Consider the following 14,947-nt stretch of genomic DNA (forward strand, 5'->3'; position numbering starts at 1 on the left):
CCCTGAACTTGTTTCAGGGTCTATCTTGCAGGAAAGATGCTGAAATAAATTCAGCATGACGATAGAGCTAGTTGAAGTTTCCTACCCCAAAACCTCCTCTACCTTTTTTACCGGAAACTTAGCTCTCGGTTTATAATTCGCCTGATTATTTCTCCCTTCAGTTGAAACAGGCTCCTTTTTTGCCGGCTTTTTCTTGAATTTACGTCCATACCAGATTAAAAAACCTGTTATAGGCAAACTAGCACCGACTAAAGAAGCTAAAAAAGCCATTACCTTGCCCGGAAAACCTAAAATACTGCCCACATGGATATCATAATTCATTTTCCGGAGTTTGCCCGCAAAGCCTGATTCTTCGTAAGCAATTGAATAAACACCTTCGCGTTTAAATTCCTTTAATGTATGCTGATCGAAAGTATAGCCCTGGTTATTGTAAAACTGTCCGGTATTGGGATAAACCGTGATATTGATCGTTGCTTTTGCTTTTGAAGTATCAGGAAAATTATAGTAAAAACCCTGCGATTTCGGGTGACGGGTAATTACTTTTTGCCAGGCCAGATCCATTGCTTTTTGTGGGCTATAAAATTTGCCTACCGCTAAAGAATCAGACTCCAAACGCTGAAAATCGCCCAGTTTATCACCTCCAGAAGTTACCCAGTAAAGGCCTTCGCTGTACCACTTAATACCGTAAACCATTCCTGTAAGAGCGATAAAAAGCAGGAAAATCAGCGAATAAAAACCGAGTACATTGTGCAGATCGAGGTTAACCCTTTTGAACGAGGCGCCCCATTTAATTTTAAAACTTTTATCACGGGTTGATTTGTTCCATTTTTTCGGATACCACCAGATCAATCCTGTAATCAACAATACCACAAATACCATGGTGCCGTAATTTACAATCGGACGTCCGATGGCGTAAGGCAACCATAAAAAACGGTGACCATTAAGAATGAACCGAAAAAAATCGACTTCGCCTTTTTTGTGCACCACTTTACTGATTACCTCGCCGGTATAAGGATTGATTTTGAGGCTGGTGCCACCGCCTCTTCTTCCCTCTTCTTTTTTACCCCGTAAATTAAGGCTGATTGCCCGTCCCTGTTGATATTGTGCATACGAAGGGATTTTATCAGGATATAGTTTAAAAGCAATGGCACTTAACTGCGACGGGGTAATTACAGGTTTATCCTGCTTTTCGATTTTGGTTTCGGGCTCCAGTAAACCTGTAATTTCTTCATTAAAAACCCAGATACACCCTGTTATACAAACAATAAGAACAATGACACCCGAAATTAGGCCAAGCCAGAGGTGAAGCCATTTATTGATCCTGTTAAATAGTGAATCTTTATTTTTTTTCTTTACCGGAGTAGTTTTATTTACGCTTGCCATTGTTCTGTTCTGTTAATGATTTAAATTTTGAGCTTAATACTGAAGGGCATTGATTGCGGTGATGGTTCCACCTTCAACCTTTAAACCTTTTTTTGCCACTGCGATATCTGCATCGAATACGTAAACGTAACTTCCCTCACTTGCTGTGGTAATGCCGATGTAACCGGTTTTCCCGTCTTTTGGCGCATAATTATTAATTGTTGTGGTACGGGTAATATCGGCAGGAAGACCGGTAACCCATTTAAAACTTTTACTGATCACATCTACAATCGCAAATTTTCTTGCGCTTCCTGTTAGTGAGTTAGGTTGCGGATACATTTGAAGGATAAATATGCCCTTGCCTAGATAAGTCTGTCCGGCCATGTGGTAACCACCCGAAATTTCCTGCACATTAAAGAAATAACTTTTATCAAACTCTGTAGTGCCTTTATTGATGCGGATAACAGCCGATGGATTTTTAGAGGTTGGAATACCTGCATTGGTGGCAGCTGCGAAAGAGAAAGCATAAGCATCTCCGTTATCAACTTCTACCAATCCGTTTACAAAATAAGCGCCGATATAACTTGTACGGTTATCACGGATAATTTTTTCCAGCTTAAGATCCGGATAACTGTAAACGGCTACCCACGAACTATCGGGATACGACGTTCCAAAAACGTCAGGGGCAGCGCCCTTAATGCTCATGTAAGGAGCAAAAAGTTTCTCTCCTACCTGCGTTGCCCAGGTAAAGTGTGCCCTTTCGCCATTGCCCGCAAGTTTTACAATATTTACCTGCTGCTCACCCACAATCTGGTATTTACGGGCATCAATCCTGAACATGGTAGCAAACTCATTACCCGAGCGCGGAACTTTGATGGTAAATACATCATCTTTTACCGGCGCAAACAGGTGTACCGTTTCGCTCTGAAAGTTTGTTAACTTGCTCAGTTTACCTGCACCATCTAAACGGTACGAAGTTACAGCCCCCGGATTTCCCTGTCCGTACAACAGGCTAAAAAAACGGTTTTTATGCGTCAGGTAATAACGGTACGATCCATCCTGCTCAATTCCGTTTCCCTGGGTGGTAATCATACCCGATTCTAAGGAATTGGCCGTAAGCAGGTAGTCGGCTATGCCAGATGTACCGATAGGTGTTGCAGAAATTACAAATTTGGTTGCCCCTGTAAGTTCAATATCCACATCCACCACTTCGGATGAATCAAGTTCTTTATCGCAACCAGAAAATATAGTGATTAATGATAAGCTTAAAAATGGAAGTATAAATCTAGTTTTCATGTTATTATATTTTAGGATGATTATCGGTTATTGCTAAAAAAGTACCTTACCTTGGCATAGAAAGCCCTGCCCGGTTTTTGCAGCGAGAAGTTATCGTAAATGCGGTTATCCAATAAATTTTTACATTCGAGCCCGATATTGTAGCGGCCACCTCCTAAAGTATAAACAGCATTTACATCCTGCATCCACTGTCTGGGGATATCGTATTTAGTATCGGAAGTACCCTGGCTCGGCCATGATAAGTAATAAGCATGAACATAAAGTACATTGTAACCAAGGGTAAGGGTATTCCCCTTTTTGCCAATGTTGTTAAAGAAAAGAGAGGCGTCGGCATTTCCGAAAAGGTAAGGCATATTAGGAATACGGTCTCTGAATAAAGGGCTCTGCATGGTCTGTCCCTGTTCAATACGCGTATTATTTCTTAAATTCTGATAGGTTACATTTACACCGGCTGTAAACAGTTGCTTAAACGAATACCTTACTTCCGATTCGAAGCCCAGATTGGTTACGTTAGCCACATTGCCCATTACCTGTTTGGTTTGGTTATTGTTTAATGATGGCCTGATAAAATCTTTGGCATCACGGTACATTACATTTCCATCGAAACTAAAACGGTGGATTTTGTTCAGCTGTGCCTGATAGCTAAACCCTAAATTGTAGTTGCTGCTATGCTCGGGCTTTAAGTCGATGTTGCCTTCGAGATTTAACAGATCGCCAAAAAGCTCATCGGTTTCGGGCAAACGGTAACTTTTTTCGTACGATCCCTTAACCTGCAGGTTTGGAACGATAAAATAGGTAGATGCAATGCCGTATCCCGTTTTACTATAGCTGTTTCGCTGCGTTAAATAAGCAACATCGCCCCAGTTACCACTTGGATTATAACTTTGGGAGTACTTATTAGACTGGTAAAACTGCTTAACAAAAACCGATGTGTTCCATTTTTCGGATGCACTATATTTATAACCAAGGCCCAGTACATTTTTATTATTGATGCGTGGCTGCTCGTATTTTTCAGCATCGGGATAAAGTTCATCAGAACCTCTTCTGTTAAAACTGTTAAATACATTGTTTAATGATAACGAATGGTGTTCATCAACCGTATAACTAAGGTTTGTCGTAGCCAGGCCGTTGTTGTTACGGAATTTATACATCGAACGTTCGCGTTCACTACCAGCGCCAGGGTATTCTTTATAATCCTGGAACCAGTTGTAACGACGGTAAACTGTATCGATATTCTGCTCGGTACCAAAATTAAAGTTTCCGTTTACGCGGAGGTCAAGGCCCTTGGTAAACAAATCTTTCTTGGCATATTTAACAGTCGGCATTAAAATACTGCCTTTTCTGTGCCAGTCGCCAAATACGCTGATCATCCTCGCTCCTGTCTGGATTTCAGAGTAGTTTTGTCCAACCGTTAAACCAAACATCAACTGATCGGCAAACTTTTTGTTCACCACGCCCGCACTGGCAATTAATGTTTCGTTATGATAGGTGTCGTTAAAACGCCTAACCACCTGGTTCCTAAAGTATGTACCGTTAAAAGCCGCAACATCCGTGGTTACCTTATAATCATTATCTGAGTAGTTCTGAAAAGCATTAATCTGCACCTTGAAACCAGATAGAGCAGTATAACCTGCATTAATTGCCGTTTTGTGGGTATTGAATGAGCCATAAGAATAAGAAGCATCCACATAACTTTTCATGGTATTATCAGTTACGATATTGATTGCTCCTCCCAATGCATCCGATCCCAGCCAAACCGGTACCACGCCTTTGTAAACTTCAACACGTTGTGCAAGATTGATCGGAATGTTATTGATCTGGAATGATGAACCAAAGTTATCCATGGGTACACCGTCAATAAAAAACTTTACCTGCCTGCCGGTAAACCCATTGAGCGAAAAATCCATCCTCGAGCCAAGCCCGCCTGCTTCTCTTACCCGCACCCCCGAAACACGGTCTAATGCGTGCGAAATATCGAGCGTACTGTTATGAAGTTTCTTGGCATCAATAGAAGTTACATTAAATGCCTGGCGGTTTACCTGCTGATTGGCCGTACGCCCAATAACATTCAGTGTTTCCATCTGCTCTGATGATTCTTCAAGATTGAAACTGAAAACGGTAGGCTGTCCATCGGTTACATTGATTTCTTTTTTCTGACTTTTAAAACCAATCGCAGATACCTGTAAAGTGTAGTTACCGAATGGAATATCTAGCAGTTTAAAACTTCCGTTATGATCGGTTATGGTGCCATAATTGGTTTTGTGAATTTTGATGGTTGCACCTACCACAGGTTCGCCTGAAATACTTTTGATCTGTCCCGAAATGTTCGAGAGGCGGTTTTGGGCAGAGGTAAAAATTACACAGGCACATAATATGCCCAGTAGCAAAATTTTCTTAATTTGCATGACTTTTAATTAGAGATTAAAGGTGAGCCGGATTCCGGTTTTGCCACACGGGTCCGAACCGTGTGGCTTTCTTATCTTCGGCAAATATAGCCTCTATTTAGATCAAGTCCAAATAAGAATTAATAATAAAACTGAATCTGTATCGTTGTGCCTAAACAATTTTGCCGCACTTCACTGAACAAGTGATCGTTACAAAACACCCATATTATTAAATTAATGTTAATTCTTATTTCCTGTATTGCTTAATGCCTAGTTAATCGGCTATAAAGGATACATAAACAGGAGCATTCGAAATTTATGCCCCATTATAAAACCCTTTTGCCTTAACACCTGTTACTTAACTACAACAAAATCAATATATATGAAAAAGTTAATGTATGTAGTGGCTATTTCTGCCCTGGCTTTTCAGGCCTGTAGCGGTGGTAATAAGGATGCCAAAGAAAATGCCGATAGTATGAATATGGCAAAGGATACCACAACCAATGTTGCAGCAACTGGTGGAATAGCTGTAGATGATGCAGACGCAAAATTTACCACCCAGGCGGCAGTTGGCGGTATGGCAGAAGTAGAACTGGGTAAAATGGCACTCGAAAAAAGCAGCAATGCGCAGGTTAAAGAATTTGCAACCATGATGGTTAAAGACCACGGTATGGCCAACACCGAATTAATGGCGATTGCCAAACAGAAAAATATTACCCTACCGAGCACGGTTGATGACGAGCACAAGAAAAAAATGGAAGACCTGGGAAAAAAAACAGGCGCCGATTTTGACAAGGCTTATGTTGATGCCATGGTAAGCGGACATAAATCTACCCTGAAACTGATGGAAGATGAATCGAGAGATGGTAAAGATGCTGATTTAAAATCGTTTGCCACCAAAACAGCTCCGATTGTTCAAACCCACCTGGTGATGATCAATAAGATTAACGACAGCATGAAGTAACATGAAGAACGCATTAAACCTTCTCATTAGAACCGTTTAATGCGTTCTTTTTAACGGTTTTCCTTTTTAATAATATCGGTAACTGCCGAATTTATCTTTTCGTAAGTGATGGGTTTAACAATAAATTTATCGCAATAAACTCCAAAGGCATCCAAAGCATACTTTTCGTGCCCGGTAACAAAAATCAGATAACGTACATGCTCCCGTATAACTTTGGCCACATCCAGGCCAGAAACTTCCATACCTATATCAAGAAAAAGAAAGTCAACGTCATCTATTTCCCTAATGGCCAAAATTCCATCTATCGGATCGGTATAAGTGGCAATTGTAGTTAATTCTCCTGTACGGGCAATAAAATTATTTAAAATATCGATACTAAGTTGATCGTCATCAATAATTACACATTTGAGTTGAGCGGTATTAAATGGCAGCATTATTTAATCTTTTTCATATGGTAATGCCAAAAATATGCCTAATACACAATTCACCACCAATAAAAACTTGATTTTAACCATTTTACGGCCGATTAATTTTGATTTAAATCAAGATAATCACATTTTCCAGGGATTTATTAAATATGATACCATGTGTAATTACCGGCGTACGCGATTGTATGATAATATTCTACCGCATTTTTTAATGATTATAGCTTTAAAATTCAGGCGGAGTATGTAAATCGATAAAATTTTTCCTGCTGATCATTTTTAAGTATGGATAATCTCCATTTAACTGTTTTCGCTGCTTTAGTTCATATAAAAAATGTCCTCCTAAGTCTACAATTATTTTTGCGGTAGCTAAATACCATACACTATGCGGTTGTTTCCAGCAGAAAGAATACAGATTGGAAGTGAATTTTATATCTTTTAATTCAGCGTGATAAAAGTTTAGGATCTTAGGATTGGTCAATCCCTGTTCAACTTCGGTTTTCCGCACCATCGAGAGATGGTCGGAATGACAGAATTCGTAACCGGCTAGTTTTGGATCATCCACATCGGGCAGGTGTTTCAGTATTTTAAAGCCTTTAAATTTTTTGCCATTTAATACCCAGATGAGGTTGGGGTAAAAAGCTTCGCGGCTATGGAGTTCGGCCATGGTAATCGGCGAATTCTGAAATTCGATAGTATAACCTGATGGCGTAAAAATATCGGCGCGGTGAAGATCTGTTTTAGCGGTATCATAAAAGGCGACCTCCCTGAACGAAGGCGGAAAAGCCAGCTTCCAATCACGGTGCCAAACCGTTTCTTTACGGTAATATTCTTTTTTAAGCGCTAAAACATCAGGGCTTATTTCAGCAGGCCGAATATCTTTTTTCATTCACAGATCAATCACTAGGGAACACAAATTTAAGCTAATTATTTTAGTATATCAAGCGGGTGGCGATTAGCGTTTTGCGCCGAGCGGTAAGCGTATGCGTAAAGTAGAGAACGGATGTTTTATCTCAAAGTTTGTAAGTCTGCTCGGAGTTGAAGACCATCCTTAGTTATAATCTTGAAACAATTTAACGCTAAGCGCCATGCGCCCAGCGCTAAGCCCATATGCAATTTAAAGTTGATCAGCCTAAGCGGAGTTAGAAGCACGGGTTTAGATCCTGAATCAAGTTCAGGAGGACGAAATGCATATGAAGGACGTAATGCATCAGGAGGACGAAATGCAACGAGTGGTTCTATTATTTTAAGCTATGGGCTTCGGACCTCGGTCTTCGGACTAAGAACTAAATTACTAACTTTGCAGCATGACCATCCAAGAAATACAGCAGCTAGAAGATTTTTTTAAACAGGCCGGGAAACAACAGGTGCCCATTTACCTAAACGAAGCCACTGTTATTACCGATTATGAGCATTTTTTAGAAAGTCATTTAATGCCATTAAAGTTAAATCCGGAAGCAAAAGTGAATATTCCGATTTTGCACAGGCTAAAAATGCTTAAACTTTTGATCGAATCTAACGCATAAGAATTGGAGGAAATTTTCATTACTGTTTATAGACTTTAGTAAAAAAGCGTCGTCATCTCGACCGGAGCATGGCGGAGTGGAGAGATCTAATTCAAAAGTCTTTCTGGATAGATGTCTCGGCTTTGTTGCACTCCGCTCGAAATGACGTTAAATTGAATAGAATAATTAACTTCCTTACTTATTCTTCTCAAAATATTGATCAAGATTATCCAATCCGGCAGTAAAACCTTCCTGCATGCCCATTTGGATAAACATGTTCATATCTTCAATGCTATCGTAACTAATTTCAACATCCACTACCGTGGTTTCGCCAGCGGCTGTAAATTCCTTTTTCCAGTGCATGGTTGGAAAATCGACGTTTTCTTTACCATCTTCATCGCAAAAAGAAACGGCATTGGTAATGCGTAATTGCTCCTCGATGGTTTTAAAATTTTCTTTACACCACAAGCCATCCCCTTCAGGTCCAAGCATCTGGTACAACCAAAAACCTCCTTCTCTAAAATCCATTGTTTTGGTTACGGCACGGTAAGGATATGGCGCCCACCATTGATCTAAAATTTCGCTATCTGTCCAGGCTTTCCAAACGTTGGCTAAAGGTGCATCGAATGCTCTTTTAACAATTACTTTTTTGTTTACAGTGTCTTTCGTAAAGACTGCTTTGTGCTCACTCATAATTCTGTATTTTTTTGGTTCTTTAATAGGTTGTCTAACTGGTTAAAACGGCTTTCCCAAATTTTACGGAACTGTTCCATCCAAATATCCACTTCCTGCATTTTTTGTGCGTTAAAGTGATAGTGGATTTCCCTTCCGCTCTGCTCCTGCTTTAAAAGCTGGCATTCGGTCAGAATTTTAATGTGTTTTGATATGGCCTGCCTGCTACTGTCGAAATGATCGGCAAGGGCATTGGGCGTCATAGCCTGTAATGCCAGTAAACTCAAAATCGCTCTGCGTGTTGGGTCGGCAATGGCCTGAAAAACATCTCTTCTCATAAAACTGAATAATTTGCAACCGTTTGATTGCGAATATAAACGCAACCATTTGGTTTCGCAAATTTATTTTAAAATATTTTGCATGGTTTTTAAAACTTAATCTGCTTTAATTTTTAAAATAAATATTTCCAACTATATTGGGCGTAATTGGTTATTGCTATAAAAAAGCCCCTATTATGACTAAAAATATTTATATCGCTTCGGCCGAACCCTATACCGGCAAATCGGTTATTGCTTTCGGGATGATCAATATGTTATTGGCCAAAACCCAGAAAGTGGGCTATTTTAAACCTATTATAGCACAGGACGATCCGGATAAAAAAGATGAACATGTAGAAGCCATGCTGGATTATTTTTCGCTTCCGATGAAATATGAGGATGCTTTTGCTTTTACACGTCAGGAAATGCTGCACCAATCAGACGATAGCAGCGCCATTATCAATACCATTATCAGTAAATACAAAAAACTGGAGGATAATTACGATTTCACGGTAATTGAAGGTAGCGATTTTTTGGGCGAAGGCATGGCTTTCGAGTTCGAATCGAATGCATTAATGGCGAAGAACCTAGGTGCCCCGGTACTGATCGTGGTTTCGGGAAAAAATAAAACGGCGAGTCAGCTTTTTAAAACAGCCATTAACATTTACCGCAATTTTCTTTTACGCGATGTACAGGTACTGGGCGTGGTGGCCAATATGGTAAACCCCGAAGAAGCAGAACGTATAAAACAGGCGCTAACCAATCAACTACCTGCGGAACTGCTGATTGCCGTTATCCCAACCGAAACCGGACTGCAAAGCCCAACCATGCAAGAAATTACTTTGGCCCTGGATGCTGAAGTACTTTTTGGTGCCGAATTATTGGGTAACCAGGTCGATAATTTTGTAACCGGAGCCATGATGCTGCCCAATTTTTTGAGGCACATCAAGGATAACCTGCTTATTGTTACGCCCGGCGACCGTGGCGATATCATTATCGGGGCATTACAGGCCAATTTATCAGCCAATTACCCCAAAATAGCCGGAATTGTACTCACAGCCGGAAGTTTGCCCGACGAGCCGATTATTAAATTGATTGAAGGTTTGCAGACCATCATCCCGATTATTGCTGTACAAAAAGGCACTTTCGAAACTACTACAACTATTGGAGGCATCCATTCGAAAATAACCATCGAAAACAAAAAGAAAATTGCCCTGGCGATTGAACTTTTCGAGAAATATGTAGATATCAAAGCGCTTGACGATAAAATTATCACCTTCAGCTATCAGGGCATTACTCCGCACATGTTCCAATACCAACTGGTTAAATGGGCCAAACGCGATAAAAAACACATTGTACTACCCGAAGGTAATGACGAACGTATTTTAAAAGCCGTTGAAAAACTGATTGCACAGGATATTGTAGACATTACACTTTTAGGCGATCCCGCCGAAATTACCAATAGCATTAAAAGATTGGGATTAAATTTAGACCTAAACACATTAAGAATACACGATCCACGGCAATCGACACATTATAACGATTATGTAGAAACCCTGCACGAACTGCGCAAAGCCAAAAACGTAAACATGGAAATGGCAAGAGATATGATGACCGACGTTTCCTACTTCGGAACAATGATGGTTTACAAAGGCGATGCCGACGGAATGGTTTCAGGCGCAGTGCATACCACCCAACATACCATCAGGCCAGCTTTACAGTTTGTAAAAACCAAATTGGGCGTATCAGTGGTTTCTTCCATCTTTTTTATGTGCCTGCCTGAGCGAGTGGCCATATTCGGCGATTGTGCGGTAAACCCCAATCCTACCGCACAGCAATTGGCAGAAATTGCGATTTCTTCGGCCGAAAGCAGCGCAAAATTTGGCATAGAGCCACGCATTGCCATGCTATCTTATTCTTCAGGAACATCCGGAGAAGGTGAAGATGTGGAGCGCGTAAGGGAAGCCACTGCGATAGTAAAGGCAAGGCATCCTGATTTAAAAATCGAGGGACCGATACAATATGATGCTGCAGTAGATCCATTGGTGGGCAGACAAAAATTACCAGGATCAGAAGTGGCCGGGAGAGCAAGTGTATTAATTTTTCCAGATCTAAATACAGGAAACAACACCTATAAAGCCGTACAACGCGAAACGGGTGCATTGGCCATTGGCCCGATGTTACAGGGTTTAAACAAGCCGATTAACGATTTGAGCCGTGGTTGTACAGTAGATGATATTTTTAACACCGTTGTAATTACAGCGATTCAATGCCAGGATATTTAATATGAACATTTTAGTCATCAATTCAGGGAGCAGCTCCCTAAAATACCAACTTTTTAAAATGCCAGAGAAAGCTCCTGTTTGCAGCGGTTTGGTAGAGCGCATTGGCATTGAAGGTTCCTTCATCAAACACACTGTTTACAGTAATGATGAAAAACACAGCATTGAAGAATCGGGTTTTATATCTAATCATGGCGAAGGATTGAAACAGGTTTTGGCACTGTTAACCCAGGGCGAATATGCGGTAATCGCAAGTCCTGATGATATTGCAGCTGTTGGCCATCGCGTGGTGCATGGCGGCGAACATTTTAGTGGGGCAACACTCATTACCGATGAAGTAAAAAAGCAGATTAAAAAGCTGTTTTCGCTAGCCCCTCTACACAATCCTGTTAATTATAAATGCATTGAAGTTGCCGAACAGACATTTACCAATGCAAAACAGATTGCAGTATTTGATACCGCTTTTCATCAAACCATACCCGAGCTGGCCTATCGCTATGCCATTCCCGAATGGTACTATAAAGAACATGGCATCAGGGTTTACGGATTTCATGGTACCAGCCATAAATATGTGAGCGAACAGGCTATTAAATGGCTTAACAAGGAGGATTCCAAAATTATCAGCATTCATTTGGGCAACGGTTGTAGCATTACTGCGATTAAAAACGGCAAATCAATCGATACCAGCATGGGTTTTGGACCTTTAAGTGGATTAATGATGGGTACACGTTCGGGAGACATCGATCCGTCGGTGATATTTCATTTAATGGAACATTCGGGTTATACGCTGGAGCAATTGAGCACTTTACTCAATAAACAATCGGGATTGTTGGGCGTAGGTGGATCGAGCGATATGCGCGATATCAGAAAACTGGTAAGCGAAGGAAATGCAGCAGCAGTTTTAGCGCTTAAACTATATGCTTACCGGATCAAGAAATTTATTGGTTCTTATGCCGCTATCCTGAATGGCATTGATGCAATAGTATTTACTGCTGGTGTTGGCGAAAACGACAGCAATATGCGCGAAGCCATATGCACCGAACTGGATTATCTTGGCATTGAACTGGATAAAATCCAAAATACTGCGTACAAAAGCGAACTGAAAGAAATTAACACAGCAAGCTCAAAGGTTAAGATTTTAGTGATCCCAACCAACGAGGAATACGAAATTGCGCACCAGTGTTATGGGTTGATAAATTAATTATGGTCGGTGGGTCACCGACCATTGAGTTTTAACTGGTTGGTGGCCCACCAACCAGTGTATAATGCTTCCGAAATTTATTGAATAGACTTCCGAAGTTAGCCAGGCGAAGGCCCTGGCGCAAACTTCGGAAGTAAGCTTAGGCTGTTTCCAAAATAGATAAAATATTCCCTGCCGGATCTCTAAACCAGGCAATATTTGGTCCACCGTTTCCTCTGGAAATACCTTTTTCGTCTGTTTTAATCGATTCCTGGTTATAAATTTCGAACTTCACTCCTTTCGCAATCAGTTCATCAGCAGCCTGATCTATATTTTCGACCGGAAAATTAAGTACCGTAAAAGTTGCCGGAACATGATTTGGTTTTGGGTAAAGCAATACATTTGATGATCCCGAAACCATCACTTCGATTACCCCCATCGGGTTATCTTTTACTTCGAGCCCCAAAACGCCCTGGTAAAAATCTTTTGCTTTCTGTATATCATCTACAGAAAACGAACTGAATGCTTTTGAATTTTGTAACATAACTTTCTTTTTAAGTCAATTTAATATTTAACCGGTGTTCGATAATAATTACATATCTTAATTAGTTTTAGGCCCTTTTTCCTAACGCGATCGTCATGCTGAATTTATTTTATTAGCTGTTTTTATTGTTTTTAAAGGTCTAATAGCTACTTCGTGGTCAGCATCTTTCCTGTTTAATAGACCCTGATCCCGAAGATTCGGGACAGGGTAACGACCATCGCGATCTAAAAAGTTGCATTAAACATTACGAACTAATGATTGGACAGATTTGTTCACCTTTTCCAAGCTCCGAGCAAACGCCTGATCACCACAATTTCTGCGGTATGGTAAGCGTTATGATCGGCGATCTGCAAAGCTTCGCGTAAAATATTTTGTCCATCACCATGCGGAATCTGCGTATATAAATCAGCAGAATCCAATAAGGCGATAAACTCATTCAGATCTGCATCAATCTGTTTAAGTGTATTGTTCCAGGCTTCTTTATCTTTTGGAGCAAGCTCTTTCGGCCAATATTCATCAGGCCATTTTGGCGATTGATGCGCACCATCCTTACTAAATTCGAGCATATCCCACTGGGCAATCTTGATATGTTCTACCAATTGCCAGATGCTGTAGGGCAAACCATATGGTTTTTCGCCCAAGAGTTCAAAAGGAAGATTTGCGACAGCATCTTTCAACCCTACATGTGCACCACCTCCATTCAACAGTTTTTTAAGTTCGGTAATGAGTATCGATGTTTGATTTTCCATAATAATTTAAAGAATTGTATAAACCTAACAAACTTGATTCTCATAGGTTTGTATAAAATTTAATTTCAGGTTAATGCTTATCATTTTAATCCATAATTCTTTTAATTTTGGACATGAACCTATCTTTCCCTATCCTCAAAACCTATACCTATCTTAATACCGCTAATTCGGGGATTTTATCAACCAACATAGCGGCCTGGAGAACCCAGCATGATGAAGCATTTATTGGAGGTGGGAGTATTTTCAGGATGGAAAACCTGCCGATAATCGGTGAACTCAGGAATAATATTTCCAGACTTTTCGATTCAAAAACAGAGAATACCTTTTTGGTTCAGAACTTTTCTGTCGGTTTTAATACTTTATTAAACGGCCTGGATCAAAATCATCGTTTTTTACTGCTTGAAGAAGAATATCCATCGGTGAGTTATCCGGTAATCAGTTCGGGGTTTGATCACCATATCATTGGTATTGACGAAAATCTTGAAGATAACATTATCAAAGCTATTGACACTTTTAAACCCACCATTTTTGCCTTTAGTATGGTTCAATACATCAGTGGCCTGCGGATGGATGATGATTTTATTAAAAAACTGAAAACGACCTATCCTAATCTGTTATTGATCGGCGATGGCACCCAGTTTTTGGGAACTGTTGATTTTAACTTTGAAAAATCTGGTTTGGATGCTTTGTTGGGCAGCGGTTACAAATGGCTTTTGGGCGGATATGGAAATGGTTATGCTTTTCTTTCCGACCGGATGAAAGATGCCATTTATAGTAAAAACAAACTGGCCGAACTACCTACAGCACCTTTTTTAAAGGGTAAAGATCATTTATCAATGTGTTTCGAACCCGGCCATTTAGACAGCTTAAACTTTGGTACCCTCAATGAAAGTTTAAATTATCTTGGCACAGTTGGTTTTGATTGGATCGAGAAAACCATACAGGAATTGAGCAACCGGGCAAGATTGGAGCTCCACTCAAGGGGATTAATCCCAGAATGGACTTTAGACCGAAAATATCAATCCAGCATTATGAGTATGCCACTGGAACAGGATATGGTAAATAAACTCGCCGCAGCCAAAATACTCTGTTCACCAAGAGGCGCGGGCACAAGGATTTCGTTCCATTTTTATAATACGGAAGAGGATTTAGAGAAATTGCTTGAGGTTTTGGATCAATCGTAAAGTCACAATTAATTAAGGTTTCTCTTCCGCTCCTATGCCGCGGAGGCATGGTACTTTGGAGCGCCAAAGTACCCAAAGCGCTT

14 protein-coding genes are annotated in these 14,947 nt (G+C 40.4%); 5 read left to right on the top strand and 9 right to left on the bottom strand.

Annotated elements, in window-relative coordinates; all coding sequences use genetic code 11:
* Positions 1 to 81 precede the first annotated feature (81 nt).
* Genes B2V92_RS09855 through B2V92_RS09865 form a run of 3 tightly spaced genes read right to left on the bottom strand, consistent with a single transcriptional unit; the run spans position 82 to position 5,063 of the window.
* Entirely contained in the window at positions 82 to 1,383 is a 1,302-nt protein-coding gene (locus B2V92_RS09855) for a PepSY-associated TM helix domain-containing protein (RefSeq protein ID WP_293307380.1), read from the bottom strand.
* A 33-nt stretch (positions 1,384 to 1,416) separates the two neighbouring features.
* The gene (locus B2V92_RS09860) at positions 1,417 to 2,658 is read right to left on the bottom strand and encodes a DUF4374 domain-containing protein (protein ID WP_293307382.1); all 1,242 of its coding nucleotides are present in this window, start codon (positions 2,656 to 2,658) and stop codon (positions 1,417 to 1,419) included.
* Between the two features lie 20 nt (positions 2,659 to 2,678).
* Positions 2,679 to 5,063, bottom strand: coding sequence for a TonB-dependent receptor (locus B2V92_RS09865; protein WP_293307384.1), 2,385 nt, complete (start codon positions 5,061 to 5,063; stop codon positions 2,679 to 2,681).
* 361 nt (positions 5,064 to 5,424) lie between these two features.
* On the opposite strand from B2V92_RS09865, the gene B2V92_RS09870 reads away from it, so the two are divergent.
* Complete coding sequence (locus B2V92_RS09870; RefSeq protein ID WP_293307386.1) at positions 5,425 to 6,006, top strand: DUF4142 domain-containing protein; 582 nt, start codon at positions 5,425 to 5,427, stop codon at positions 6,004 to 6,006.
* A 50-nt stretch (positions 6,007 to 6,056) separates the two neighbouring features.
* Here B2V92_RS09870 and B2V92_RS09875 read toward each other — a convergent pair whose 3' ends face one another.
* Both B2V92_RS09875 and B2V92_RS09880 read right to left on the bottom strand, forming a co-directional pair.
* Positions 6,057 to 6,440 carry a LytR/AlgR family response regulator transcription factor gene (locus B2V92_RS09875; RefSeq protein WP_293307388.1) on the bottom strand — a complete coding sequence of 128 codons (384 nt, stop codon included), beginning with the start codon at positions 6,438 to 6,440 and terminating at the stop codon, positions 6,057 to 6,059.
* A 217-nt stretch (positions 6,441 to 6,657) separates the two neighbouring features.
* Positions 6,658 to 7,320, bottom strand: coding sequence for a competence protein (locus tag B2V92_RS09880; protein ID WP_293307390.1), 663 nt, complete (start codon positions 7,318 to 7,320; stop codon positions 6,658 to 6,660).
* A 418-nt stretch (positions 7,321 to 7,738) separates the two neighbouring features.
* Here B2V92_RS09880 and B2V92_RS09885 point away from each other — a divergent pair, with 418 nt between their 5' ends.
* Complete coding sequence (locus B2V92_RS09885; protein ID WP_293307392.1) at positions 7,739 to 7,957, top strand: DUF6965 family protein; 219 nt, start codon at positions 7,739 to 7,741, stop codon at positions 7,955 to 7,957.
* 174 nt (positions 7,958 to 8,131) lie between these two features.
* Here the strand turns inward: B2V92_RS09885 and B2V92_RS09890 are convergent, their stop codons facing one another.
* Positions 8,132 to 8,629 carry an SRPBCC family protein gene (locus tag B2V92_RS09890; protein WP_293307394.1) on the bottom strand — a complete coding sequence of 166 codons (498 nt, stop codon included), beginning with the start codon at positions 8,627 to 8,629 and terminating at the stop codon, positions 8,132 to 8,134.
* Positions 8,626 to 8,946, bottom strand: a complete 321-nt coding sequence (locus B2V92_RS09895) for an ArsR/SmtB family transcription factor (protein ID WP_293307396.1) — start codon at positions 8,944 to 8,946, stop codon at positions 8,626 to 8,628. Before B2V92_RS09895 ends, B2V92_RS09890 begins: the two co-directional genes overlap by 4 nt.
* Before the next feature lie 176 nt (positions 8,947 to 9,122).
* On the opposite strand from B2V92_RS09895, the gene pta reads away from it, so the two are divergent.
* Both pta and B2V92_RS09905 read left to right on the top strand, forming a co-directional pair.
* Entirely contained in the window at positions 9,123 to 11,210 is a 2,088-nt protein-coding gene (gene pta / locus B2V92_RS09900) for a phosphate acetyltransferase (protein ID WP_293307398.1), read from the top strand.
* Position 11,211: 1 nt separating this feature from the next.
* Positions 11,212 to 12,408, top strand: a complete 1,197-nt coding sequence (locus B2V92_RS09905; RefSeq protein WP_293307400.1) for an acetate/propionate family kinase — start codon at positions 11,212 to 11,214, stop codon at positions 12,406 to 12,408.
* A gap of 139 nt (positions 12,409 to 12,547) precedes the next feature.
* Here B2V92_RS09905 and B2V92_RS09910 read toward each other — a convergent pair whose 3' ends face one another.
* Together B2V92_RS09910 and B2V92_RS09915 are read right to left on the bottom strand one after the other, a co-directional pair.
* A complete protein-coding gene (locus B2V92_RS09910) occupies positions 12,548 to 12,931 on the bottom strand; it encodes a VOC family protein (protein WP_293307402.1) in 384 nt (127 codons plus the stop codon).
* A 272-nt stretch (positions 12,932 to 13,203) separates the two neighbouring features.
* Positions 13,204 to 13,680, bottom strand: coding sequence for a DinB family protein (locus B2V92_RS09915; RefSeq protein ID WP_293307404.1), 477 nt, complete (start codon positions 13,678 to 13,680; stop codon positions 13,204 to 13,206).
* Positions 13,681 to 13,793: 113 nt separating this feature from the next.
* Here B2V92_RS09915 and B2V92_RS09920 point away from each other — a divergent pair, with 113 nt between their 5' ends.
* The gene (locus B2V92_RS09920) at positions 13,794 to 14,864 is read left to right on the top strand and encodes an aminotransferase class V-fold PLP-dependent enzyme (RefSeq protein WP_293307406.1); all 1,071 of its coding nucleotides are present in this window, start codon (positions 13,794 to 13,796) and stop codon (positions 14,862 to 14,864) included.
* Positions 14,865 to 14,947: the final 83 nt, after the last annotated feature.

The sequence above is a fragment of the Pedobacter sp. UBA5917 genome, from assembly GCF_002432345.1.
Lineage (GTDB): Bacteria > Bacteroidota > Bacteroidia > Sphingobacteriales > Sphingobacteriaceae > Pedobacter.

What these genes read in the sequence shown, in the direction of transcription:
- B2V92_RS09890 (WP_293307394.1), bottom strand. Translation starts at nt 8,629, where the DNA reads ATGAGTGAGCACAAAGCAGTCTTTACGAAAGACACTGTAAACAAAAAA.
- B2V92_RS09910 (WP_293307402.1), bottom strand. Translation starts at nt 12,931, where the DNA reads ATGTTACAAAATTCAAAAGCATTCAGTTCGTTTTCTGTAGATGATATA.
- B2V92_RS09855 (WP_293307380.1), bottom strand. Translation starts at nt 1,383, where the DNA reads ATGGCAAGCGTAAATAAAACTACTCCGGTAAAGAAAAAAAATAAAGAT.
- B2V92_RS09895 (WP_293307396.1), bottom strand. Translation starts at nt 8,946, where the DNA reads ATGAGAAGAGATGTTTTTCAGGCCATTGCCGACCCAACACGCAGAGCG.
- B2V92_RS09915 (WP_293307404.1), bottom strand. Translation starts at nt 13,680, where the DNA reads ATGGAAAATCAAACATCGATACTCATTACCGAACTTAAAAAACTGTTG.
- B2V92_RS09880 (WP_293307390.1), bottom strand. Translation starts at nt 7,320, where the DNA reads ATGAAAAAAGATATTCGGCCTGCTGAAATAAGCCCTGATGTTTTAGCG.
- pta (WP_293307398.1), top strand. Translation starts at nt 9,123, where the DNA reads ATGACTAAAAATATTTATATCGCTTCGGCCGAACCCTATACCGGCAAA.
- B2V92_RS09920 (WP_293307406.1), top strand. Translation starts at nt 13,794, where the DNA reads ATGAACCTATCTTTCCCTATCCTCAAAACCTATACCTATCTTAATACC.
- B2V92_RS09865 (WP_293307384.1), bottom strand. Translation starts at nt 5,063, where the DNA reads ATGCAAATTAAGAAAATTTTGCTACTGGGCATATTATGTGCCTGTGTA.
- B2V92_RS09905 (WP_293307400.1), top strand. Translation starts at nt 11,212, where the DNA reads ATGAACATTTTAGTCATCAATTCAGGGAGCAGCTCCCTAAAATACCAA.
- B2V92_RS09885 (WP_293307392.1), top strand. Translation starts at nt 7,739, where the DNA reads ATGACCATCCAAGAAATACAGCAGCTAGAAGATTTTTTTAAACAGGCC.
- B2V92_RS09860 (WP_293307382.1), bottom strand. Translation starts at nt 2,658, where the DNA reads ATGAAAACTAGATTTATACTTCCATTTTTAAGCTTATCATTAATCACT.
- B2V92_RS09875 (WP_293307388.1), bottom strand. Translation starts at nt 6,440, where the DNA reads ATGCTGCCATTTAATACCGCTCAACTCAAATGTGTAATTATTGATGAC.
- B2V92_RS09870 (WP_293307386.1), top strand. Translation starts at nt 5,425, where the DNA reads ATGAAAAAGTTAATGTATGTAGTGGCTATTTCTGCCCTGGCTTTTCAG.